Below are 24,996 nucleotides of genomic sequence, written 5' to 3' on the forward strand. Positions count from 1 at the left end.
ATAACTGTCTCCTTTCTATGCCGATAGCATTATTACGGCTATCGGTATAATGGCACAAAAAAACACCGATGTCAACCACATCGGCGAGAAAACTTATTAGCTTAACTTAACACGTATGCCCCAAACCCCCAATTCTTGGGGGCTTTTTAGGTGTGCACTTTTAAAACTTAAATCGCTTAAAAACTGTGCACTTTTAAATTTTATCTGACACATGCGTAAAATCTGCTTGACAGAGTCTAAAAAATTGGGTATGATACCAGCGCTTTACCTAAAATGGTATAAAATACCCGAAAAAGATAGGAAGGGAGGTTAGGATGCAGAATTTGTCCAAAGTTTTTTTAAGCTTGTTTATAGCTATACTTGTCATTTCTCTGGTTTCTGCTTTGTTTGCAGTAAATCTGATCATGACAGGGAGAAAGCAAAATGTAGCTTTAAGAGAGAATATAGGGGACATGATATTTGAGAAAAAAGCAGAACAACAAAAACTAGAGGAAAAAGACCAAAAAATAAAAGGTTTAGAAAAGGAATTGAAGGATAGCATTAAAAGATGGAAAGAAAAAGAAGAACTGTTAGAAAAAGATAGCGTTGAAAGATGGGAAAAAGAGGAAGGGAAATATATAAAACAATTGGACGGGAGTGCTAAGGAGTTGGATAAAGGCGCTAAGGAGTTAAATAATCTGGCTAAATTATTGGATGCAGAGAAAGCAGAAAAATACAGTTTATTGAGAGATAGAGATAAGGAAATAACAGATTTGAAGATAGGGCTGGGGAAATCCGAGCAGGAAAAAGAAGGATATAAAACCAAATGTGAGTTAAGTGAAAAAAGTCAGGCTAATCTAGAAAAATGGTTGGAAGCAGAGAAAGCAGAGAAGATAAGTCTACAAACCAAACTAGATAAATTAGTGGAAGAAAAAGCATCTCTTGAGGCAAAAGTATCTAGCAGTGTTAGTCAAAGTTCACAGACAACAGGTTCAAAAAATCCAAGTAGGGAGATATGGGATACTCTTGAAGTAGCTAAGAAATTCTATAAACAAAACGAATATGCAAAGGCAATGTCAGAATATAACAAGGTGTTAATGATAGATTCGACAAATAAAGAGGCGTTAAAATATTCGGCAAAGGCAAAGAAAAAACTGATAAGTCAAAAAACAAGAAAGGGAAAAATAGAAAAAGTACGAGAAGTAAGAAAAAAAAGAGCAAAAACAGAATTTCTATTAGGGAAGGTGCTCTTTTTCCCCTTTTATGTTATAAAAGATCTGATTACATATTTAAATGGATAGAAAAAGTAAGCTTATAAAGATATTAAGTCTGTGTTTGATAATAGCATGTGCGCCTTTATGTGTAATAGCCGGGGAATATTCTGAACCAGTAAGACTTAAAAAGATTGACATAAAAAAGTATAAAATTCAGACATTGATATTTATCACGACCAGCCATCCTGTTCAATACACAGAAGAAGCAGAAGATATACCGCCGGCGATAGTTATCAACTTTGATTATCCCATAGAAGGGGTAGTTAAAAAAATACCATTTTATCAATTCTATAAGAAAGATCCCATAAAAGATATAGAAGCAAGATATAAAGGGGGGCTGATATCCGCGATAATAATAACATTGCATAGAAAATGCAATTATGAAATAACCAAAACAGGATGTTTTGTAACAGTAAAGATAGATAATAAAGCCCATTCTCTTTCTGAAAGGGAAATAGTGAAAGGCAAAGCAGAAAAAGAGGATAAGGGTGCAGAGATTATAAAACGTCTTGAAGATTTGGAGAATAATAATAGAGAACTTTTATCCGTTATTGCAGGGCTTAATAAGAAGCTGGATGAGAAGCAGGTCGTGAAGGATGGGGATGCAAAGAAACAAGAAGCAAAAAAAGTATCAAGTGAAATTCCAAAGGAAGAGATTAAAAAAGAAGAGCCTGCTTTAGTTTATTCTGACAGGATAGCAGCGATAGTTAATGATCAAATAATAACTCTCAGCGAATTAAACAGGATGGCGGTGCCCATAGCAGAAAACAGCAAGGAAGATATAAATGAGGTGAGAAAACGAGTTTTAGGACAATTAATAGAGAAAAAAATTCTCCTGCAGGAAGCAGAGAAGGAAAGAATAGAGATATCAAAAGAGAGATTGAGAGAATCTGAAGAGCAAATAATAATAGCAGAATTAATCAATGGAAATGTTAATAAAAAGATGTATTCTGTGACAGAAGATGAGATAGAAAAATTCTACGAAATTAATAAATCCAGGTTTTATGAACCAACTAAAATAAAGGCAAGAAACATATTTATAAAAGTAAATGACTTGAAGAATGAAGATGAATGGTTGAAGGCTGAAATAAGAGGACGAAATATATTGCGTGAAATTTATAAGGGAGAGGATTTTGCCGAATTGGCAAAATCCTCAGACGATAAAGAAAGTAGCTCTCGAGGCGGGGATCTGGGATATTTCAGCCAGAATGAGGTAATCCCTGAGATTGGCAAGGCAGCTTTTGAATTAAAAGTTGGAGAGGCAAGTGATCTGGTAAAAACTCCTTTTGGATATATAATTATTAAAGTTGAAGATAAAAAGATTGGAAAATGCAAGGATATGGAAGAGGTAAGGGTCGAAATAAAAAATGTCCTGTTGCAGCGGAAAAAGGACGAAGCGCTTAGGCAATTTATCGAAGGACTTAAGAAAGAGGCTTCTGTAGAAATAAAGATAGAAATAGAACCAGAGAAGTTGGGTATATAAATTTAGTGGATGAAATTTCTGAAGAGAATAATATGGCTATCCCTCGTAATGATAATGTTTAATGAAACGGTTGTGGCAGAAGATTTGATAATTACTAATATAGAGATAAAGGGCACCAAGCGAATAAACGTAGAAAAGATTCTTGGAGTGGTGAGACTAAAAAGTGGAGAAAAGTTTTCACAGAAAGAGCTAAGTGAGGATTTGCAGAGGATATACAAGCTTGGATTTTTTAAGAATATCAGTTCAAAAGCAATGGAAACAAATGAAGGCATAAGTATAATAACAATTGTAAGCGAAAAGCCAATAATGAAAATAGAAATTCTTGGAGAAGAGCTTGATATAAAAAGAGAGTCTGAGAGATTTCTGAATGATGCTGTTGGAGATAAAGAACTTTTTTATAGTAAAGAACAAGAGGGAAAATGGAAGGAAATACTTACAGGTTTTTATAGACAGATGGGCTATTACAAGGTGAAGATAACGTCAGAAGTAAAGATAGATGAGGATAAAAATACAGCATCATTAACATTCAATGTAAAAGAGGGAGATGTTGTTAAAGTTAGAAGTATTGTTTTTGTTGGTAATACAATCTTTGAAGATAAAGAGTTGAAAAAAATTATGCAGATAAAGGAGAAAGCGCTTCTGAGAGACGGAGTATTCAGGGAGCCAGGTTATTTGGAAGGGCTGGATAATCTTACAGCCGTGTATAACAAGGAAGGATATGCAAAGGCGAAAATAACTTCAGAAAGGGTCAAATTGGATGAGGAAAAGAATGAAGTAGAAGTATTGATAAAAATAGAAGAGGGAAGTAAATACAAAGTTGGAAAGATAGAATTAGATGGCAACAAGAACATGAAGACTGAATATATCTTAAGTAATTTTATCCTTAAGCAGGGAGAAATTCTTGACAGAGAAAAATTCAGTAAGGATATGAAATGGCTGGGACAATATTATAAATCAAGGGGATATTTTAAAATTAAAGTAAGCCCCTTTATAACATTTAATGAAGAAGAAAAAAAGGCAGATATTGTAGTAAAGGTAGAAGAAGGGGAAATTCACTATGTTAATAAGATACGGATTGAAGGGAATGAGATTACCAAGGAGAGGGTGATAAGGCAGGAAATAACATTGCTTGAAGGATATGTGCTTAACGCTGTCAGACTGGAACAAAGCATAGATAATTTAAAAAGGCTGGGATATCTTGGAAAAATAAATGTAAAGATGAGGTCTACGTCTGAAAAGAACACTTATGATGTGGTTTTTAAGGTGGAGGATAAGGGTGGAGCCAATATGTTTGAGGCAGGATACAACTATTATACGGACATTTACGGCTCAACAGTGTTTCTGAAGACAGAGGAAATAAACCTGCTTGGAAATGGGCAGAATCTCTCATTGAAAGCTGAATACGGAAAAAGCAAAAAAGATTATTCTGTAATTTTTATAGAGCCGAGATTGTTTGGAACAAAAAATATCCTTGAGCTAGAGTCTCACTTGACAACAACAAACGAAGATTTTTATTGCCTTCAGAGAATAGGGGGGCTTGTAGCAATTAAAAGACCAGTAGCAAAATATACGACTGCATCCCTTGGCTATAGATATGAAAAAGTAAACATATATGATATAGAGAGAAGTGAAAAGGGGTCATTTCCTGGAGACCAGATAGGCGTGACACATCTTGCAGGAATCATAAGCTCAGTTGAGAGAGTTACAACAAACGATATATTTTGCCCGACAAAAGGCTCAATGAATAAATTAATTGTGGACTACGGCTCTCAGCCGCTTGGGGGTAGTTCAAGTTACGTAAAAAGCACAATAGAATCACAATGGTATGCCAGTCCCGTCAAAAACTGGATATTTATGGCAAAGATGGGAGCAGGCGCAGCATCGAAATTAGCTGGCAGCTATGTGCCGGTATATGAAAAATTTTATGTTGGCGGGCAGGGAACTGTCAGAGGATATGAAGCCGGAGAGCTTTCACCTCAATGGGGCGCAGATGTAATGTGTATTACAACTCTGGAATACAGGTATAAATTCGCAGATAATGTATTCGGCTCGCTGTTCTGGGACGCAGGATATGGATGGGAAAGGACAAAAGATATATCTTTTTCTGGTCTGGAGCAGGGCGTGGGTTTGGGTCTGGCATTTAAGTTTAATGCTGGACAGATAAGGGTTGATTACGCTTTCCCGGCAGACAAAATTGGAGAAAATGGAGAACTGTATTTCACTATTGGAGGAGAGTTTTAAAATTATGAAAAAGAAAATATTGTTTTTAGTGAGTGTTTTTGTATGCGCGGCTTTTTTGTCGCCCATGTGTTCAGATACAGCCTGTGGCGATGAACAGGAAAGCAGAGACTTGAAGGAACAGATCGAGCTGTTAAAGAAAAAGCTTGAAACGCAGCAGCAGATTGATGCGCTAAATAAAAAGCTGAAGGAAGGGGAAAAAGAGAAAAAGAAGCCCCTGAAGGCGGTAAAAAAAGAAATAAAAAAGCCGCTCAGGATACAGGAGATACAGGCAGAAACAATAAAAATGGAAGAGCCGAGGCTACTTAAAATAATTAAGGATATTCTTAAATCTCCCCATGGAATTGATATTGACAAGGCTGGAAATATCTATGTTGCGGATGTTCTTAATAAGAAAGTGATAGTCTTTGATAAAGATGGCGGTGGGCCCGTAAAGAATATTGGAGAAAGGAAATTAGACATGCCGTGGGGTGTATGTGTCTCAGGAGAGATTTTGTATGTAACAGACGTTGCTGCGCATGATGTAAAGGTTTTTGATACCAAAGGAAGTTATTTGTTTTCCTTTGGAAACAAGGGAAGCGGGCAGGGTGATTTTATAAGGCCGTATGATATAGCTTCGGACAATAATGGGAATCTTTATGTTGTGGATAGCGGAAATAGCAGGATAGTAGTTCTGGACAAAAAGGGGAATTATAGATATCAGTTTGGAAGTAAAGGACAAAGGGATGGATATTTTAGTTTTCCTACTGCTATTGAGATAGATGAAGAAGGGAATCTATACGTAGTAGATACACTTAACTCCAGAATACAGATTTTCTCTTCAGACGGGACTTTTCTGTCTAAATTCGGGGTTGTTGGCTCAGAGGCTTCTGATTTTATAAGTCCTAAAGGAGTTGCTGTCGGTGATTTAATCTATGTAAGCGATAGTGATAATAGCGCTGTAAAGGTATTCGATAAAAGCCAAAAATTTGTTGGAATTATAGATAGAATATCAAAGAGGGATTTTCTATCATCCCCTACATACATTAAAAAATCTGGCAGCAGACTGTATGTTGTGGATACAGACAAGGTTTATATGTTAGAGGTGCTTTTCTCCAGATATGTGGAGAGAGCGGTGATCAAGGAAGGGATATCTGCTGGAGCGGCTGTAGAAAATGAAAAGACAGGTAGTGATGGAACTACTCCACCGGTAACGGATGCAGATAGAGAAATAGATCCATCCCTGGCACCTTAATGAAAAACGAGGAGGATAAGTCATGAGTAAAATTATGAAGTGTTTGGTTGTAGTAGGGTTTGTGATGACTGCGTTTTTAATACCTTTGCGCCAGGACGCTAACGCGGGAGTATCTGAATGGATGAAAAATCATCCGCAAAAAGGTTGGACATATACCAAGGATAGGTCATACTTATATTTCTGGGTGTACAACACGCATTACAACTGGAGTAGTGCATACTACTATAGAAAGGATTTTAAACCTGCTTACACCGTAGATGAGAAAAGCTATTATTTATACTGGAACCTACCTGCAAGATGGGGACCTGCATACAGTACAAATCTGGCTGAGGCCACATTTGTAGCTGACTATTTCCCGAAGCAAAAATATTATGACTTATGGTGGGGAGATCAGCATACAAAGGAGTATCACAATATATACATGACAACCTATTGGAAGCTGGTTGACAGATGGGCTTTGGGTGTATATTTACAGTCATATAGTGACAGAAGAATATACGATCAGGATTATTTGAGAGAATGCTGGTATGGAAATTATCGCACTTCTCTAGTAAATGGCATCACTTATTATGAGATTATAGATAATGAAGATGACTTTAACAGCCCAGTACGGAGTCATACTAATCGTGGAACAATGAGCGCGTATGATTATGATACGCAGTATTACAAGGTAGGGCTTGGGCTTAAATGGTATGGCAAAGCCTATGTTGGTTATACTTACAATCCTCAGAATTATACCAAATATGGCGCATATCCAGACAGACCGGACGCTGAAAAGTGAAGCACCAGAATAAAAATGATTTTGGAGGAAAAAATCTTATGAACAGTAACCTTACATACGAAAAACGAGCTGGAGAAGACAGAAGAGAAAAAGATGATACAGGCTACAAGGGGCCCGAAAGAAGAACATGGAAGGATAGAAGAATGCACGGCGGCAAAAAGAAAAGCCCTGTTTCAGCGTTAATAGTCTCCCTAGTGGTTCCGGGCGCCGGACAGTTCTATAATAGAGAACTTATTAGGGGAATATTGCTTGCGTTCTTAGCTGTAACTATGGTTCTATGGTTCGGATATTTACAGATACAGTATAACCAATCTTACGAAGAAATTGTTAAAATGGAAGGCGCAAAAATAGCTATGTATTATGCGCGCTCGCAGGTTGCGTGGAGATTAATTCCTCTGATTTGTTATCTGGTAACAGCAATATTCAGCGCTTATGACGCTTTTGTATTTGCCAGATATGTGAAGAGCTCAATGCGTTAGCGTGTAGTGATCTTATTATTCTTATCTACAAATACAACCTTGCTTTTGAAAGTCGGTATCTCATCGCTCGTGATTAAAGCATAGGAAATAATACATAATTCATTGCCAATTTCCCCGCGCTTTGCGGCAGGACCATAAAGCGCAATTATGCCTGAATTCTCTTTCTCTTCTATAATGTATGTCTCAAGTCTCGTGCCGTTTTGAAAATTCAGAACCTGAACTCTTTCGCCAGGTATCATCCCGCTTGCTCTAAGAAGCGCTTTGTCTATACCAATGCTACCATTATAATCAAGATTTTTTTTTGTAATTATGGCTTTGTGAATCTTTGCTTTTATTACATTTGTTAATATCATATTAATTCCTTAATACTTCTGCTGTGCCTTATTTTAGCCATTATCCAAAACAATCCTTTCGATATATGGTCTTATCTCAGGTATCCGTTTTTTAATAGTGCTCCATACTAGCTCATAATCAATTCCAAAATAGAAATGAATCAATCTATCCCTCATGCCCGCCATCTCTTTCCATGGTACTTCAGGATATTTTTGCCGAACATCATTTGGAACACCTTTAGCAGCTTCGCCTATCACCTCCAATTTTCTAAAAACTGCGCTACTCGTCTTGTCATCCACTATGAATTCTTCAAATGTCATATTGCCAACGAATTCAGAAATGTCCTCCAACGCCTTTAATATGTCCTTCAAGTACAATTCGATATTTCTCATATTGCTATTGCCTCTTTTTCTACAATGCTCCGTAATTCTTCCCTTAGCCCATTTTTTGAGACGACATCTACTTTATGATGCAGATTGTGTTCCAGATAGTCAGCTAGTCCCATCAAGTCAAATAAATCAGCACCTTTTTTAAAATCTACTAAAACATCTATATCGCTGTCTATCCGATTTTCTCCTCTTGCAACTGAGCCAAACAATAAAATTGAATTTGCTTTGAATTTTTTCTTAATATTTGGGAATAGCATATTCAATTGCTTTACAACTTCATTTCTGTTGACCTGTCGCATCGTTATCTCCTAAATTACTATACTGTGAAATGTATCAGAATTTGTTCATTATAATCAAGCACCTTTTTTGTAATTACTGCTTTATGAATTTTCGCTTTTATTACATTTGTTAATATCATTTTTGCTCGTTCAATCTATTTATTGTACCAACAACATTATAGCACACAAAATCTTTAAATTCCCTTTTTATCTGTTTCTTTCTTGATAAGCAACAGATAAATTATATTTTGCCAATTCATTATCAGGCTGAAGCATAAGCACTTTTTTAAATTTTTCTATTGCTTCTTCATAGTGGCCGAGGTTAAACAGAGCAACTCCACTTCTAAAATACAAATCAGCTGTCATAAAATGTGGTTGTTTGCTTTGAATTTCCTTACATACTTCAATAACTTTTTTATACTGATGAGTATTATAGTATATGTCGCATAAAATATACTTATGAAGAATCTCTTTTTCTCCTTTGAATTTCAAATTCGAGAATTTCAGCAATGAATCTTTCCATTTTTCATTAGTGGACAAAAGCATAAACCCGTCTATATTGACCAATATCCTGTAAGCTTTGGCTTTACTCGATATGTTTTTTATAATTGTCCAGTATGTCTTCCCCATTTCCCCATCATAACTCGCGCTATCTATGAAACAGAAATCCTTGTTATGTAGATTTAAATTAGTCTCTATATCATTTCTTTTTGCAAAGAATACTCCTAGGTTGTTTTGGACAGATAGCGAAGCATCTTCAGGAATAAAATATTTCAATATATGAAAGATTTTTTCGTGCACAGCCATAATGTAATCGTATTTATTCAAGGTTAATGAAAGAAATTTTCTTGATTGGCGATGATAGCGATTATTAAACGACTGGGTAAAAAAGTGATGGCAAAGAATACTATTAGTCAATACGAGAATACATAAGAAATAAGACGTTAGATTCCTATTATTGGTTTTTTTAATTATTTTCCTATATCCCAATATTCCTGAGATAAAAACAAAGGGTATTACTGATGAAGAATAATGGAATGAGAGCGTATATTGCGCATTGAAAGAAGATAAAAATTGAATTAAGAGTGGAGGTATTATAATCCACGCTTTTTTAACATTAAATAATGGAAGAAATCCTAATGGTAATAATAGTAGAATTATCTGAACAAGATAATCTAATTTAGCTATGTTAAACATTTCTCCGGTTATTTTATACCTTCCTATCCAGAGAGTGCCCACATCTCCGGCAAGATTAGGCATAACTACAAACATCACTATAACTCCCCAAACAATTCCTGAGAATACAGTTTGCAAACCCGTTTTTCTATTTCCTTCAATGAAAATAAAAGTTCCAATTGTAATAACCAAAAATACAGTAGATTCCTTGAGTGTTAAAAGAAGAAAAATAAACAACCAGTACAGAACATATCTCCTCTGTCGATAGAAATATATTATTGAAAAAATCAATAATGGAGCGAATGCAATTGGATGAAAATCGTAATAGTTAATACGATAAACAAATGGATAAAGGAACCATACAACAGCAAAGATCAATGCTGAGAAAGAACTTTTAAGTTCGCGACGAGCCAGTAAAAAAAGTGGAAATGCAGCAACTGCCAAACTAGCTCCCTGAATGACAAGAAAGAGTTCAGGCCTTTGAAATAGTTTATATAAGGGTAATATCAGAATAAGAACAGGGCAGAAATGATTGGAAAAATAATTGAAGCCTTGATAAAACCACATAAATCTGCCGTGGATTGTGTTCCATAATATGTTATCAAAATATCCCAGATCTCCAAAACCTGAATGGAGCTTATATAATCTTATTATGGGAATGAGAACATACAAGAATGTAAAAAATCCAAGGCAGGAGAAAAAGATAATTACAGGTATTCTGCTGTTTTCTATTTTGCCGAATTGAAATCTCTCTGACAAATTCACAGAAGATATGACAGAAAAAATAAAACTAAAGAAGACAATGAATAAAGAGATACATAATACTCTAATATTGTATGAGACTATTCCCAGACTGATGTTTAATATTCTAGAAAATATGACTAATGTAGTAAATAAAAATACATATATTGAAAAGATTAAGTATTTTTTCTTTGTAAATAGCTGATTTTGTAACAATTGTGCCTTTGCTACTTTGTGCCTTTATCTCTACTATAATCCAATTCTGCAAGCTGTTTGTAGAGCTTGAATCTTTGAGTAACGTTTTGCTGAGCGAATTTCATCAGTTTATCTGCGCGTTTCGGATTTATCTTCTTAAGCACTCTGTACCTGTTCTCATTATATGCATAATCAGAAAATGGGATCTGTGGCTCTTTACTGTCAAGAATGAGAGGATTTTCTCCTTGGTCAGTGAGCTCGGGATTGTATCTGTAAAGAGGCCAGTATCCGCTCGCGACTGCATTCTTCTGCTCGGTAAGTCCGCGTGTCATATCTATACCATGAGCTATACAGTGAGAGTATGCAATAATTATTGAAGGTCCATTATAAGCTTCCGCTTCTACAAACGCTTTGACCAACTGGTTTGGATCAGCGCCTACTGCAACCTTTGCAACATAGATATATCCATAACTCATAAACATAAGTCCAAGGTCTTTTTTGGGAACAGGTTTTCCTGCTGCTGCAAACTTAGCGACAGCACCAAGAGGAGTGGCTTTTGAAGACTGTCCTCCTGTGTTTGAATATACCTCAGTATCCAATACAAGTATATTAACATTTTTCCCTGAAGCTAAAACATGGTCAAGCCCGCCATATCCTATATCATATGCCCAGCCGTCTCCCCCAACTCCCCATATGGATTTTTTAACCATATAATCCGAAACCGTAAGAAGCTCCTTACAATCAGGCAAGGTGCAGGATTTTAATAAATTATTCAGTTTCCCAACTTGTTCCCGTTGTTTTTCTATATCTTCCTGTGTTGACTGGCTAACATCTTTTATTTTCGAAATGATATTCTTTAATTCATCTGGTGAGGAATTATCGTCTGAAATTCTATCTGCAAGTTCATATGCATATTCATTGAATTTATCAACAGTCAGTCTCATACCAAAGGCCAGCTCAGCAGCGTCTTCAAAGAGTGAATTATTCCATGCCGGTCCGCGTCCATCCGAACGTTTGCAATATGGTGTTGTAGGAAGATTCCCTCCATAGATTGAGGAACATCCTGTAGCATTTGCTATAATTGCCCGGTCACCAAAAAGCTGAGTAAGCAGTTTAACATATGCCGTTTCTCCACATCCTCCACAGGCACCAGAGTATTCAAAAAGAGGTTTTATAAACTGACTTCCTTTAACAGTGTTTCTATTATAAAGATCAGGGGCTGTAGATGGTAAGTTGAGAAAGAACGCATAGTTTTTCACTTCTTCTTCTCTTATTGGAGATTGCGGCGACATTTTAATCGCCTCTTTATTTTTCATGGGACAATTTTCAAAGCAAGTGCCACACCCAGTACAATCCTCGGGAGCTACCTGAAGTGTGTATTGATAATCTTCCATATCTTTTGAAGGCTTTGAATCTGTATGCTTGAATGTTTTAGGAGCATCTTTAAGAAGTTCTTTTTTATATATCTTTGGCCGGATCGCAGCATGCGGACAAACCAATGAGCATCTTCCGCACTGAATACATGTTTCTGGATTCCATATTGGAATGTTAATAGCAAGATTGCGTTTTTCATATTGAGTTGTTCCTGTAGGCCAGGTCCCATCTGATGGCATTTGAGAGACCTTTATACTTTCTCCTTCTCGTCTTATTATCCTTGCGGTAACCTCTTTAACAAAATCAGGCGCATCATCAGCCACAGTAGGCTTCTCAACCACCTGTCCTTTGAAAGAGGCAGGAACTTCTACTTCGTGAATATTATCGGCAGTTGCATTCACAGCCTGAGTGTTCATATTAACAACTTTCTCTCCCTTTTCGCCATATGTCCGCTTTATTGATTCCTTAATTGCAGAAATAGCCGTTTCTTTAGGAAGTATGCCTGAAATCAAGAAGAACGCAGTCTGCATTATTGTATTAATACGTGCGCCTAACCCAAGTTCTGAGGCAATCTTAACTGCATCTATAACATAGAATTTAAGGTTTTTATCTATAATTTGTTTTTGCACTTTTCCGGGCAGCTTTTCCCACACAGTATTCTTATCATACTCTGATGTTAAAAGGAAAATTCCCCTGTCAATTATATACCCAAGCATGTCGTATTTTTCTAGAAATGTGAAATTATGACATGCAAGAAAATTTGCTTTTGAAATCAGATAGGGGCTTCTTATAGTTTTTTTGCCGAATCGAAGATGCGAAACTGTGACAGCGCCTGCCTTTTTGGAATCATAGACAAAATATCCCTGAGCATAATTATCTGTTTTTTCTGCTATGATTTTAATGGAATTATGATTAGCTCCAACTGTCCCGTCAGAACCAAGCCCATAAAACATAGCTCTATACACATCTTTCTCAGAACTGAATGATGGATCATATTCCAGACTTGTGTGAGTAATGTCATCTTCAATGCCAATAGTGAAATGATTTTTGGGTTTATTCTTAAGAAGATTATCAAAAACTCCCTTAGCCATTGCCCCATTAAATTCCGCAGAACCAAGGCCATAGCGTCCGCCGATGATTAAAGGATATCTATCTAATTTAATCAATCCTCTCTCCATTGCCTCGCCAACTGCTGTGCGGATATCTTCATATAAAGGCTCTCCAAGGCTTCCTGGCTCTTTTGTCCTGTCAAGAACAGCTATTCTTTTTACTGTATTTGGTAGAACAGATGCAAATGCAGGCACGTCAAATGGCCTATAAAGGCGAACTTTTATAACTCCAATTTTTTCACCTTTGGCATTTAAGTATTCAACAGTTTCATGAACTGTTTCTCCTCCGGAGCCCATTATTACAACCAGATTTTCAGCATCAGGAGCCCCAATATAATCAAATAGTTTATAGTGTCGTCCTACCAACTGCCCAAATTTATCCATTGTTTTTTGAACAACTCGAGGACAATCATTGTAATATTTATTAACACTCTCGCGTCCCTGGAAAAACACATCTGGATTCTGAGAAGTTCCTCGAAGCTGGGGCCGGTCGGGAGAAAGGCCTCTTAGCCTGTGTGCCCTAACTAATTTAGTATCAATCATAGCCCGCATATCCTCAGATGTAAGTTCCTCTATTTTTTGTATTTCATGTGAGACGCGAAAGCCTTCAAAGAAATGCAGAAAAGGAACTCTGGCTTCTAGGGTTGCTGCCTGAGCTATAAGGGCAAAATCCATTGCTTCCTGCACACTCCCTGAAGCAAGCATTCCCCAGCCCGTAGCTCTGGTTGCCATAACATCTGTGTGGTCTCCAAATATAGACAGTGCCTGACATGCGATGGAGCGGGCAGCTATGTGAAATACTGTTGAACACAATTCCCCTGCAATCTTATACATATTCGGGATCATAAGGAGCAGGCCCTGGGATGCTGTAAATGTTGTAGTAAGTGCGCCTGTAGTAAGTGCGCCGTGGACTGTCCCGGATGCCCCTCCCTCTGATTGAAGTTCCACAACAACCGGTACTGTTCCCCAGATATTTTTTTCTCCTTTTGCAGATTTTGCATCAGCAATTTCACCCATTGCAGAAGAAGGAGTAATTGGATATATTGCAATTACTTCATTAGTTGCATGCGCTATATGCGCTACAGCGCTATTTCCATCATAAGGAACCATCCTGCGAGTCATAAATACCTCCCTAGCCTGCCCTCGGCAGTAATTAAAAATTAAAGCATTAAAAAATTGATTAATAATTCAAAATTAGAAATTAAGATTTATAAATGAATACTATCATAAAATCAGAGAAAAAAAAATGAGATTTGACAAAGGCTTGAAATTTACATATCATAACGAGCATGGGAAAGGTTGAAAAAATAGTAGTAAGTGAGACAGAGAAAATCGTAGAGCAGCTGGAAAAAACGAAAGTTGTTCTCGCCACGATAAAAGTTGAAAAAACAGTAGTAAGTGAGATAGAGCAAATCGTAGAGCAGCTAGAAAAAACTAAAACTGCTCTTGACAGAAAAATAAAGCAGCTAAAGATTCTGCATAGAGTCGGTAAAGCGCTTACTCTTCAGCTGAATATAACAAAGTTACTAACCTCTATTATTAGATTAATCTCCCAAAAAACTTTAACAGAAAAGATATCTATTATGCTCATTGATAAGAAAACAAAACACCTGCGAATAGAGGCTGCAAAAGGCGTGACTAAAACAAAGATAAAAACTATTAAGTTTAAAATTGGAGAAGGCGTTGCTGGCTGGGTTGCAAAAGAAGGAAAACCTATCCTTATAAAAAACACACTTAAGGAGCCTAGATTTGAAAACATTATTACCAGAAGCGAAAAAAGACAGTTTATATGTGTGCCTCTAAAAGTCAGAGGACAAATAATAGGCGTAATAAATGTTGAGGAAAAGGTTGGCGGGCTCGCTTTTACAAGAGACGACCTGACAATACTTACGACCATAGGTTATGAAGCTGCTATTGCTATAAGCAATGCTCTTCTTTTTGATGAGCTTCAACAAAGTTACTTTAATACAATAACAGCCTTAGTTAAAGCCATGGAGGCAAAGGATCCATATACCCGTGGTCATTCAGATAGAGTTAATAAATACGCTTTGGCTATAGCCAGAGAAATGAACCTATCTGATGAAAATATAGAATTAATAAAACGGTTTGGTGTTTTGCATGACATTGGAAAGATAGGAATCCCAATAAGGATATTAAATAAGCCAGCCAAACTGACTAAAGAAGAATGGAAGATGATCAAAAGTCATCCACGTATTGGAGTAACAATAATTGAAACTATAGATTTTATGAAGCTGGCAAAACCAATTATTTTGAGTCACCATGAACGATATGATGGGAAAGGATATCCAATGAGACTGCGGGATAAAAAGATTCCATTACTTGCTAAAATAATCAGCATTGCAGATGCGTATGACGCAATGTTATCTGACAGACCGTATAGAAAGGCGTTTAGTAAAGAATATGCTTTGACTGAATTAGCGCGTGGCGCAGGCACTCAATTTGATCCCCGCCTTGCAAGAGCAGCAATTAGAGTTTTCAAAAAACTAAAGGAATGAAGCATTATTATGCTCAGAAATCCTGCAGTAGCTGGACAATTCTATCCTGCCTCAAAAGAGCAGCTCATTTGCGAAATAGAAAAGTACATTAATAAAAAAACGTCAAAAGAAAAAATTCTGGGTGTTGTCTCGCCTCATGCAGGTTACGTGTGTTCAGGGGAAACCGCGGTGCTTACGCTATCAAGAGCAGAACTGCCTGATAATATAATCATCTTGGGCCCTAATCATACCGGAGCTGGCGCAAGATTTTCCATAATGGCTCATGGTATGTGGAATACACCTATAGATAATGTCAATATTAATGGCGAACTTGCAGAAATAATACTAAATAAAACCAGTTTGGTAAAAGAGGATGAAGAAGCGCAGATTTACGAATATTCGATAGAGGTTCAGCTCCCTATTATTCAATATCTTAAGAGTAATTTTAGATTTGTCCCAATTGTTGTTTCATATGGTGATATTAAACAGTATCAGGAGATTGGGTACGCAATTGCGAGCGCAATAGAAGATTTTGAGGAAGAGGTACTCATTATAGCCAGTTCCGATATGACACATCACGAACCATCGGAAACGGCAAAGCGCAAAGACAATCTAGCCATTGAATCTATATTAGCCTTGGATGAGGCAGCGCTTTTTAATAGGGTCCACAAATATAATATTTCTATGTGCGGCTGTGGGCCTGTGTGCATTATGCTTGCAGCATGTAAGAAACTAGGCGCAAAGCACGCAGAGCTGATAAAATATACTAATAGCGGAGAGGCGACAGGCGATTTTTCTCAAGTAGTTGGGTATGCAGGGATAACTGTAAAGTGAATTCTTCTCCAAAACGCATCTTTTATCTTATCACAGACCTTGATATTGGCGGCGCAGAAAAGATGCTCTTTGAATTGGTAAAACGCATTGATAAAGATAAGTTCATGCCGGAGGTTGGTTGTTTAAAGGGAAAAGGCATAGTTGGAAAGAAATTAGAAGCTCTTGGAATAAAGGTAAGATGCTTTCATATTGAGAAACCATGGCATATATATAAACTCCTTGGCATTTCTTTCTTTTTGAAACAAGGTCACTTTGATATTCTTCATTCCTATCTTTTCCATGCAAACATAATTGGAAGAGTCTGTGGAAGAATGGCTGGTATTCCGATTATCATTTCATCAATTCGCGTGTGTGAAAAAAAGAAACTATATCATCTATGGATGGATAGAATCACCAACTGGATGGTAAATCTTGAGATATGTGTATCAAAAGGAGTTAAAAATTTCACAATAGAAAAAGCTGGCATACCAGAACATAAGCTTAAGATTGTTGAGAATGGAATTCCTGATTCATTCCTTGATGCGGTTACATCGTATAGAAATAAAAAAGCCCATTCGCTCATTGTTGGTACTGTTGCCAGATTATCCGAACAGAAGGGAATAGAATATCTCTTATATGCATCGGAAAGAGTAATTAAACAATTCCCTGATATTACATTCATCATTGCAGGCAAAGGTCCTCTGGCATCTCAATTAGAAGAATTATCAGGTAAGCTTAATATTTCAAGAAATGTAAAATTCATTGGTTTTAGAAAGGATATTCCAGAACTATTATCTGTTATAGATATTTTTGTTTTACCTTCTTTGTGGGAAGGAATGCCGAATGTGGTTTTGGAAGCTATGGCAGCCGGGAAACCAGCTATTGCAACTGACACAGGAGGATCAAAAGACATTATAGATAACAACATAAATGGTGTACTGGTGGAACCCGAAAATTCAGAAGCACTTGCTGAAGCTATATTAAAACTTTTAAAAAATCCTGATGAAAGAGAGAGATTAGGCAAAGCTGCAGAACAGAGAGTTAAAGAGAAATTCCCTATTGATAAAATGGTTTCCAAAACAGAACAAATTTATACTCGACTTTTGAATTTATCGTCTTGACATAAAGGAATACTTATCGCTATACTTAGCAGTCCTTTTTATATACAAAATTCCTCGGTAGCGCAATTGGTAGAGCACTTGGCTGTTAACCAGGGGGTTGCTGGTTCGAGTCCAGCCCGAGGAGCCAGTTTATAAGCTCGAACTCAAGTTAGAGATACCACAACGCCTGCTGGACGTTTTTTCTTTCATGTAATGGCTTCTCTTGCTCAGATGGAGCGTGAGCTACTGGTAGAACGTACCAAGGCAGGCTTAGCAGCTGCAAAAAAGCTTTTGGCCGAAGGTATGCCACCAAAGGAGATTGCTCAGAATCTCGGGGTTTCCGTTCCTACTCTTTATAGATGGTGTCCGGCATCAGATAGAGCTTAGCGTATATTTACGCTAAGGAATGATTTGGGAAAAAGAATTGTTAAATAGCTAAATGTCGGATAGGGGAAAACTAAAAAGCCAAAAAAATTTATTGACAGCAATAGTTATCATATGCTATCATTAGCTATCGGAGGTGAAAACTATGGAAAAAGCATTATTAGGGGCACGATTGCCTGTAAATCTAATTGCAGAATTAAGAAGCTTTTGTAAACCACGCGGGATATTAATAAACCACTTTGTCGCTAAGGCAGTTATAGAAAGACTTAAAGAGGAAAAAGAAGACGAAGAAGATATCTTTACAATAGAAGCTAGAAAAAATGAATTATCTATGAGTGAGACTGAGTGGAATGGATATCTAAAAGGTAGAGGAATAAGTGTTTAAGCTTGAGGTAAAATCAAGTGTTAAGAAAGATACTAAATTTTTTCCCAAAGAAGATCTTCAACGAATTGCGAATGACATCAAGTCGCTCAAGTTTGATCCATTGCCACCAGGGGCAAAAAAAATAAAAAAAGGCAAAGAAATCTATTATAGAATAAGGCAAGGCAATTTTAGGATTGGCTATCAATTTAATGCGACCAAAAGATTAGTTGAAATTATTTATATTAAACGTAGAAAAGAATCTACTTATAAATGAGGGTGCCACAAATCTTGGTGGTGCCTTGGTTGCGACTATTTACCGATATCAACGGAGTTTGAAAGAGGCTGGGAAACTCAATTGGGCTACAAAAAATATGAGCATGAAAAATGAGCAATTTCGCCATGATTTCAGTGCTATTTCTATTCTATACCGATATAAAATGCACGAATCCCCTGTGACCCCCATAGGAGAGAGAGGATAGCCCTTTACTTTTTATCCTTTAATCACTTTTGCATAAAATATTTTACATTACCTCTGCAAAAATTTTATTGACTTTGCAATATTATTGCGTATAATTATATTATGGGTGTTACTCTAAAAGAGATTTCAGAGGTGAGTAATTTATCGATAAGCACTGTTTCCCGTATGCTTTCAAATAAGATACGTAATCCAAAGACATGTAGCAAGGTTATTGCGGCTATTAAATCCATACATAAAAAAAATGGGGAAAATTATTTTTCGTTAAAAAAACGTAAGAGTTCAAAAAAAATAGGATTAATCGGATGGTGGCCGACTATCGAAAGTAAGGCCGTAGCATTCAACGAAATTATTCAGGGAATAAATATAGCTACAAGCGCAGGTGGACATTTTGTGTTTCAAATGGTTAGTGACGGGAAGTATCAAAAGGGTAGCGTAATTGAACAGGCAATTGATTCTAAAACTATTGATGGAGCAATTTTCCTAGGGCTAGACGATTCAGACGAAAATATAGGACTTTTTCTAAAAAGGAAAATCCCATTTATCTTGATAAATAGACATCCCAAAGATAATGGTATAGGTTATGTAAGCGTCGATAACAGAAGAGGTGGACAGTTAGCAGTAGAATATTTAGTAGAACGAGGTTGTTCAAAGTTTTTGGCAATAACGACAAATGCAAACAATAGCTGTTTTAATGAGCGCATAAAAGGATTTAAGAATGCTTCCAAATTATCAGGTTGTTTTTTAGATGTATCTTCTCCTATTGAAAAATTAGGGGATAAAGGATGGCAAACTCATATTAACACGCTGGTAAAAAAGAATAAAATTGACGTCATTGTAACCACCAGTGATTCAATAGCGGCAGCTGCCATAAGTGCTTTAACTAACGAAGGGGTGCATGTCCCTGAAGATGTATCGATTATGGGGTTTGATAATAGCATGATTTGTGAATACACAAATCCTAAACTAAGTTCTATAGCGTCACATTTAAAAGATATGGGAAGGATAGCTATTGAGAGTCTTTGTCTTCATATTGAAAATAAGAATATAGATGTATCAAAGGTTTTGTTTCGACCAGAAGTAGTTGTAAGAAAAAGCACCAGGTAAAAATGTTAAAAAAGACTAATTTAGTTCCCAAGACTGTTAAATTAAAAGCGTCATGGATATGGGGAATGAATAAATCTCCAAATACATGTCTTTATTTTCGTAAAATTTTCCGTTATCCAGATCCAGCCAGTCAAAGACCATATCGATTATATGTAGGGGCGGATTCTAAATATAGTCTTTGGATTAATGGCCATTTTTTAGGAAGAGGACCTGTCCCTGGAACGTCTACTTGGAAAATATTGGATTCTTATAATGTTGACAATTTTTTACAAGAAGGGGAAAATGTAATATGTGTATTAGTTCACTATATCGGAGAAGACATCGCTTCGTATCGCAAGGGAGCCCCTGGCCTTATAATTGAAGCACATGATAGGCAAAAGAATATTTTTTTATCTACAAATGAGGCATGGAAGATATACCCTGAAAACCCGTGGGGGAAAAATGTGCAATTTCATTGGGGGCTTGGCTATTCAGAATTTTTTGATTCAGCGAAAGCACCGCACGATTGGTTGGAAAATAAGGAAGATGATTCATCTTGGCAATCAGCTGTTATTCAAAGTAATGTTACTCCCAAACTTTATTGTAGGATAATTGCTCCCATATCTGAAAAGAGAATTTCCCCAAAAAGAATAGTCTTTGCAGGTTATTCAATAGAAGATAGCGGGCCAGAATCCCAAACCTCTCGAGGTTCTTTATCTAAATTTCTGAATGAAGAAAAATTAATCCCGGATAAAAAAGTCAAATTTCAATTTCAAAAACTGTTAAAAGGCGAGGTTGCGGACTTTGCGCAAATACATAAAGGAAGAAATGGTGTATTCGCGACTTTAGATTTTGGGAAAGAAGTTGTTGGATATCCAGATTTAGACTTTGAGAGCAGTTCAGGCATGATTGTAGATATGGCGTGGGCAGAGATTTTAAAACCAACGGAGAAAGATTGTGATTATGAACGGAAATTTTTTCAAGCAAACAAATATATAAGTGTAGAAGGGAGAAACTATTGGCAGTGTATTAATTATAGGGGATTCCGATATCTTCATTTAGTTTTTCGAAGGATTTCACCATATACGCGGATACGGAAAATTTCTTGCAATTTCAGATCATTGCCTGCTCCTCAAAAAGGTTTCTTTGAATGTTCAGACCCAATTCTTAACAAAATATGGAATATGGCTCAATATACAGTTCAGCTTTGCCGTCAAGAAACATTTATTGACTGTCCACACCGGGAACAGACCCAGGCTACTGGAGATTCTCGTTTGGTGGCACAGTTTGCTTATCTTCTTTTTGGTGATGATTCCCTTTGGCGGCAGTTCCTATGGCAAATAGGATGCTCACAAGATAATGAAGGACTTATTGAAACTTATTATCCAGGATATCACCCAACAAAATTACTTGATTTTTGTCTTCAATGGATAGGAACACTTTGGGAACATTATCAAATTACAGGGATAGATACTCTCTTGCGTAAGTATTATCTTAAAATATGCCGCACCATGAAATGGTTTGAAAAAAGATTGGGTTCATCAGGAACTCTTGAAAAAATTGAAAGTGGCGATTTCCCTCCCAAACGCTCACCTAAACATCAGATGTTTATTGATCATCCTGGAATATCATGGTTTTCTTTTCCTCATCATGGAATTGCGCGTTATGGAAATTTAGCTTGTATGGATATGTTTTTTCTGGAAGCTGTTGAGGCTATGATTTTAATATCACGATTACTTAGGAGAAAAAAAGAGGAGAAACATTTTTTATCTCTTTCCATGACTCTTCGTAAAGGAATTTATAAACGTTATTGGGTTGATAAAAAAGCTGTTTTTTGTGATGGCTTTTACAACGGCAAGCAAGTCAAAAACATCAGTCAACAAACCAATGCTTTGGCATTATATCTCGGATTGGTCAGAAAAGATAAAATAAAAAATGTAATTGATACCATACTTAATGAAAAAGATCCCACTTTATGTCGTTGCACGCCATATTTTTGGTATTTTTTGTTCAGAGGACTGTCAAGAAACGGTTGTTATGAATCCGGCTTCCCTTTTATAAAACGACTTTGGGAACCAATGTTAAGAAATTCTTCAAGTGGCACTTGCTGGGAAATTTTTAGTGAAGACTATAGTTTGTGCCATGCATGGTCAGCTACACCTGTTTTTGAGTTAATGACAGAGATTTTAGGAGTAAAACCAGCTGCACCAGGTTTTAAATTTGTTAAGATAAATCCGAAACCCTGTGGATTGAAATGGGCTAGAGGAATAGTCCCTACTCCTAAAGGTCCTATTAGAATTTCTTGGGAAAATAAAAATCAAAAACTAAATATTTCATATGAACTTCCCAAAGGGATCAAGGTTTATCGTGGAAAACAATTCAAATGAGAAGATGAGAGGAGGTGAAAAGAAAATGCCGGATAAAATAAGGAAAATTTGGGGAACGAATGGTTTTACGCTTTTGGAATTGCTTGTGGTAATAGGTGTTATCACTCTTTTGGCGAGCATGCTTTTGCCTGCACTGATGAAAGCGAGAGAGATGGCAAGACGCATAAAATGTGTAAGTAATCTGAAACAAATTGGGCTGGCTTTTCAAATATATGCAGATGATTATGATGGACATCCACCTGTTTCTTCATCTGGTGCGCCTAGTTATATCACATGGAATGAGAGTTTGATAGAGAATGGGTATTTACCTGGTGACTCCAGTGCTGGTGCTTATCCACCAACAGGGGTTTTTCAATGTCCCTCAGAAACTTCTTCTACCTGCTCAGGAGGTAGTAGTTGGCAGGGAACTCATTATGGAACAAACAAGCGAATTTCCTATGCTACGCCTTCAGATGCCGGTTTTAAAAATGTAAAACTTTATAGAGTTAGATACCCTTCTGCAACCTATCTGATAGGTGATAGTGGAGGAGGAGGAGGGACCAATCCAGTTTATGTAAATGCTGGAGCTGACACGAATAAACCCGACTTAAGACACAGTGATGGCTGGAATGTTATTTTTGTAGATGGGCATGTAGAATGGCAGGCCACTTATTCTGCTGATGATGATAGTAATCCACCTTGGTGGCCTTGAGAAGATAAAGGTTTGAAAATGGAAAAAGAATTAAAAAATCCATCTGAATGGGGAGCAAATTGGATAGGGTATCCCGGGATGCGTACTAAAAATAATTTTTATTTTATTACCAGAAAGCTATTTGAGTGTCCCAAGAGAATACTCAAAGCAAAAGTATCATGCACTGCAAGCAGTATATATAAGCTTTTTATAAATGGTAAAAGTGTAGGATTTGGACCGAACCCATATCTGACTTAAGTTGGTATTATTTTGATACATATAACATAAAACAATATCTTACCGCTTGCAGCAAGATGGTGATTTTCTGAAGGCGGGGTTTTTCTGGCGCAATGGAATGTATCCGCCTTATGATGAAAAAAATATGAAGGAAATGGACAGAGTAATAGACACTGTCCACAAATACGGGATGAAAATTGTTCCTTATTTCCAACCGGGCACATTACACCCGGATGTGCCTGCCTATGCGCAATATCATGAGGATTGGAAATGGACTACCGGCGAAAAAGGCACCGAGAATATTGATAGGTATGGAGCAAGAATGTGCCTTGAAAGCGGTTATAGAGATTTTGTAAAGAACCATATCAAAACAGTTCTTACAAATCATAGGTTTGATGGAGCCTATTTTGACGGGGCAGGCTATAATTATTGTCAGAACAAAGAACACCTTGATGGCAGAGATCATCTCAATGTTGATGGGTGGATTGATTTGATGGAATGGACGCGAGATTTCGTTGGGTCTGAGGGGATAATAATAGCACACCCTTCAGCAAATCTACCCTCTCTGACACTGGAAAATCTTGCTGATGCAATAGTTACTTTCGAAGAACAAGCCCAAGAGTATAAAATTCCAACCCTTGAAGCATTTTCTCCCCATGCAGTTTTTGTTAATTTAATGCCTCGTTTAATTGATGTCGCTGTTGCAACATTTCAGAAGAAGGAACAGAAGGATATCGCCCTAAAAAATATTGTTTCTAAATGTATAGTTTTAGGTCTTTTTATCTATGGTGGAAACTGGGATGGAGATGAAGCAGCATTAGAGTTATTTAGACGGTTCCGATCCTATGACTTAGGTCAATTTGGATTCAAAGATTACACACATTCTCCAGTAGAAGTAAGCAAAGAGGATATTAAAACCGCTACCTATTGGAATGAAGATACAATACTTGTTATCCTTTCTAATGTTAGTCCTCAACATGTAAAGAATTTCAATTGGTGTATTGATCTCAAACACCTGGAGTGGGAATCAATGGGCGAACTTTCTCTAATTGACAATAGGGGCGATAACATCCAAATACGGAAGGCTGAAGAGATAAAGAAGACAGGAGTTAATGAATCCTTAGAAGGTTATGAGTATAAAATATACGCTATAAAAAGGCATAACAATAAAAAAGGCTATATTTTATACAATACTCGCACCTGGGCCGAGGAGTTCCATGATAACAAGCTAACTGTGGTTACTTCAGGGCCTTTGGGACAACAGGCTATTTTAAAATTTTATTTTCCTGAAAAGCCAGAGGTCGTGAACAAAGGGAACGAATCGCTGATTAACAGCCCTAAATGGTCATGGGATGAGGGTAAGAAAATAGGAACAATCCACTATATCTATGACGAAAGAAAACCTATAACGTTCAAAATTGCAGAAAAATGAAAGAAAAATTCAATGAGGTATGTTTTTAGATTTCGTTCGGGTAACATTATCTATGAGTTAATTTGTCCTTTTCCTTTTGCATACTTAACAGGGGCTATAGCGACAGGGAAACCTATTAAGATTAAGGATCTGCTTAAATGAAGTCCCTTATTTCAAAAGCTTACAACAAGGTTTATCCTGAATCTAAGATAGAGAGGAATGGCAAGATTTATCTTCTTGCAAAAAAAGACCTTAAGAAATATCTGGTTTCGGATGATACGGAATTTGAGAAGTCTGTAGAAAAGATATCTAAATATAATGTCTATGAAAAAACTCACTTCAATGCTCTTAGATTGCGTAATTTATTCAAGCATCTTAATCCCGCTGCTTGCGGAATTAAGAGAAGTTTTGGTTTTGGAGACAGATTGGGATTAGCTACTCCGGGCCATATTAAGACCATTAAAGGCAGGGATATATTTCCGATTCTTTCCCAGCAGTCAACGCACAGGTC

General features: G+C 36.8%; 23 protein-coding genes, 1 tRNA gene and 1 pseudogene. 20 read left to right on the forward strand and 5 right to left on the reverse strand.

All coding sequences use genetic code 11. The features are described from left to right. The first annotated feature begins 314 nt into the window (after positions 1-314). Genes KKC91_00030 through KKC91_00055 form a run of 6 tightly spaced genes read left to right on the forward strand, consistent with a single transcriptional unit; the run spans position 315 to position 7,468 of the window. Entirely contained in the window at positions 315-1,280 is a 966-nt protein-coding gene (locus KKC91_00030) for a hypothetical protein (protein MBU0476947.1), read from the forward strand. Continuing rightward, a complete protein-coding gene (locus KKC91_00035; protein MBU0476948.1) occupies positions 1,273-2,736 on the forward strand; it encodes a peptidylprolyl isomerase in 1,464 nt (487 codons plus the stop codon). Before KKC91_00030 ends, KKC91_00035 begins: the two co-directional genes overlap by 8 nt. Positions 2,737-2,745: 9 nt before the next feature. Next, positions 2,746-4,977 (forward strand): outer membrane protein assembly factor BamA, encoded by a 2,232-nt coding sequence (gene bamA, locus KKC91_00040; protein MBU0476949.1) that lies wholly within the window; start codon positions 2,746-2,748, stop codon positions 4,975-4,977. Positions 4,978-4,981: 4 nt separating this feature from the next. Beyond that, positions 4,982-6,208, forward strand: coding sequence for an NHL repeat-containing protein (locus tag KKC91_00045; GenBank protein ID MBU0476950.1), 1,227 nt, complete (start codon positions 4,982-4,984; stop codon positions 6,206-6,208). 22 nt (positions 6,209-6,230) lie between these two features. Further along, the gene (locus tag KKC91_00050) at positions 6,231-6,989 is read left to right on the forward strand and encodes a hypothetical protein (GenBank protein ID MBU0476951.1); all 759 of its coding nucleotides are present in this window, start codon (positions 6,231-6,233) and stop codon (positions 6,987-6,989) included. A 38-nt stretch (positions 6,990-7,027) separates the two neighbouring features. After that, positions 7,028-7,468, forward strand: a complete 441-nt coding sequence (locus KKC91_00055; GenBank protein ID MBU0476952.1) for a hypothetical protein — start codon at positions 7,028-7,030, stop codon at positions 7,466-7,468. On the opposite strand, the gene KKC91_00060 is transcribed toward KKC91_00055, so the two are convergent. The 4 genes from KKC91_00060 to KKC91_00075 form a co-directional block, all read right to left on the reverse strand. Next, a complete protein-coding gene (locus tag KKC91_00060; protein MBU0476953.1) occupies positions 7,465-7,818 on the reverse strand; it encodes an aspartate 1-decarboxylase in 354 nt (117 codons plus the stop codon). The two genes, KKC91_00055 and KKC91_00060, sit on opposite strands and share 4 nt — an antisense overlap. A gap of 36 nt (positions 7,819-7,854) precedes the next feature. Beyond that, on the reverse strand, positions 7,855-8,193 hold the full coding sequence (locus KKC91_00065; protein MBU0476954.1) for a DUF86 domain-containing protein: 339 nt from the start codon (positions 8,191-8,193) through the stop codon (positions 7,855-7,857). Further along, positions 8,190-8,489, reverse strand: coding sequence for a nucleotidyltransferase family protein (locus tag KKC91_00070; protein ID MBU0476955.1), 300 nt, complete (start codon positions 8,487-8,489; stop codon positions 8,190-8,192). The genes KKC91_00065 and KKC91_00070 overlap by 4 nt, the downstream gene beginning before the upstream one ends. Positions 8,490-8,675: 186 nt before the next feature. Further along, the gene (locus tag KKC91_00075) at positions 8,676-10,409 is read right to left on the reverse strand and encodes a DUF2079 domain-containing protein (GenBank protein ID MBU0476956.1); all 1,734 of its coding nucleotides are present in this window, start codon (positions 10,407-10,409) and stop codon (positions 8,676-8,678) included. A gap of 7 nt (positions 10,410-10,416) precedes the next feature. Here KKC91_00075 and KKC91_00080 point away from each other — a divergent pair, with 7 nt between their 5' ends. Then, positions 10,417-10,590, forward strand: coding sequence for a hypothetical protein (locus KKC91_00080; protein MBU0476957.1), 174 nt, complete (start codon positions 10,417-10,419; stop codon positions 10,588-10,590). A gap of 22 nt (positions 10,591-10,612) precedes the next feature. Here the strand turns inward: KKC91_00080 and nifJ are convergent, their stop codons facing one another. Beyond that, the gene (gene nifJ, locus KKC91_00085) at positions 10,613-14,185 is read right to left on the reverse strand and encodes a pyruvate:ferredoxin (flavodoxin) oxidoreductase (GenBank protein MBU0476958.1); all 3,573 of its coding nucleotides are present in this window, start codon (positions 14,183-14,185) and stop codon (positions 10,613-10,615) included. A gap of 167 nt (positions 14,186-14,352) precedes the next feature. Here nifJ and KKC91_00090 point away from each other — a divergent pair, with 167 nt between their 5' ends. The 13 genes and pseudogenes from KKC91_00090 to KKC91_00150 form a co-directional block, all read left to right on the forward strand. Beyond that, positions 14,353-15,579 carry an HD domain-containing protein gene (locus KKC91_00090; GenBank protein ID MBU0476959.1) on the forward strand — a complete coding sequence of 409 codons (1,227 nt, stop codon included), beginning with the start codon at positions 14,353-14,355 and terminating at the stop codon, positions 15,577-15,579. Between the two features lie 9 nt (positions 15,580-15,588). Next, positions 15,589-16,392 carry an AmmeMemoRadiSam system protein B gene (gene amrB, locus KKC91_00095; protein MBU0476960.1) on the forward strand — a complete coding sequence of 268 codons (804 nt, stop codon included), beginning with the start codon at positions 15,589-15,591 and terminating at the stop codon, positions 16,390-16,392. Continuing rightward, a complete protein-coding gene (locus KKC91_00100; protein ID MBU0476961.1) occupies positions 16,389-17,492 on the forward strand; it encodes a glycosyltransferase in 1,104 nt (367 codons plus the stop codon). Before amrB ends, KKC91_00100 begins: the two co-directional genes overlap by 4 nt. 51 nt (positions 17,493-17,543) lie before the next feature. Next, a tRNA-Asn gene (locus KKC91_00105) sits at positions 17,544-17,619 on the forward strand. 26 nt (positions 17,620-17,645) lie between these two features. Next, positions 17,646-17,858: pseudogene (locus KKC91_00110) on the forward strand (recombinase family protein). A 142-nt stretch (positions 17,859-18,000) separates the two neighbouring features. Beyond that, positions 18,001-18,240 (forward strand): hypothetical protein, encoded by a 240-nt coding sequence (locus KKC91_00115; protein ID MBU0476962.1) that lies wholly within the window; start codon positions 18,001-18,003, stop codon positions 18,238-18,240. Continuing rightward, positions 18,233-18,493, forward strand: a complete 261-nt coding sequence (locus tag KKC91_00120) for a type II toxin-antitoxin system mRNA interferase toxin, RelE/StbE family (GenBank protein ID MBU0476963.1) — start codon at positions 18,233-18,235, stop codon at positions 18,491-18,493. The genes KKC91_00115 and KKC91_00120 overlap by 8 nt, the downstream gene beginning before the upstream one ends. A 336-nt stretch (positions 18,494-18,829) precedes the next feature. Continuing rightward, entirely contained in the window at positions 18,830-19,801 is a 972-nt protein-coding gene (locus KKC91_00125; protein MBU0476964.1) for a LacI family transcriptional regulator, read from the forward strand. Between the two features lie 2 nt (positions 19,802-19,803). Beyond that, positions 19,804-22,167, forward strand: coding sequence for a glycoside hydrolase family 78 protein (locus tag KKC91_00130; GenBank protein ID MBU0476965.1), 2,364 nt, complete (start codon positions 19,804-19,806; stop codon positions 22,165-22,167). Between the two features lie 25 nt (positions 22,168-22,192). Continuing rightward, positions 22,193-22,858, forward strand: coding sequence for a DUF1559 domain-containing protein (locus KKC91_00135; protein MBU0476966.1), 666 nt, complete (start codon positions 22,193-22,195; stop codon positions 22,856-22,858). 18 nt (positions 22,859-22,876) lie between these two features. Next, on the forward strand, positions 22,877-23,095 hold the full coding sequence (locus KKC91_00140; protein MBU0476967.1) for a hypothetical protein: 219 nt from the start codon (positions 22,877-22,879) through the stop codon (positions 23,093-23,095). 124 nt (positions 23,096-23,219) lie between these two features. Next, complete coding sequence (locus KKC91_00145) at positions 23,220-24,506, forward strand: hypothetical protein (GenBank protein MBU0476968.1); 1,287 nt, start codon at positions 23,220-23,222, stop codon at positions 24,504-24,506. Between the two features lie 137 nt (positions 24,507-24,643). Further along, a partial coding sequence (locus tag KKC91_00150) for a tagaturonate epimerase family protein (GenBank protein ID MBU0476969.1) occupies positions 24,644-24,996 on the forward strand: 353 nt, incomplete at its 3' end.

It is taken from the genome of bacterium (assembly GCA_018812485.1).
GTDB lineage: Bacteria > JAHJDO01 > JAHJDO01 > JAHJDO01 > JAHJDO01 > JAHJDO01.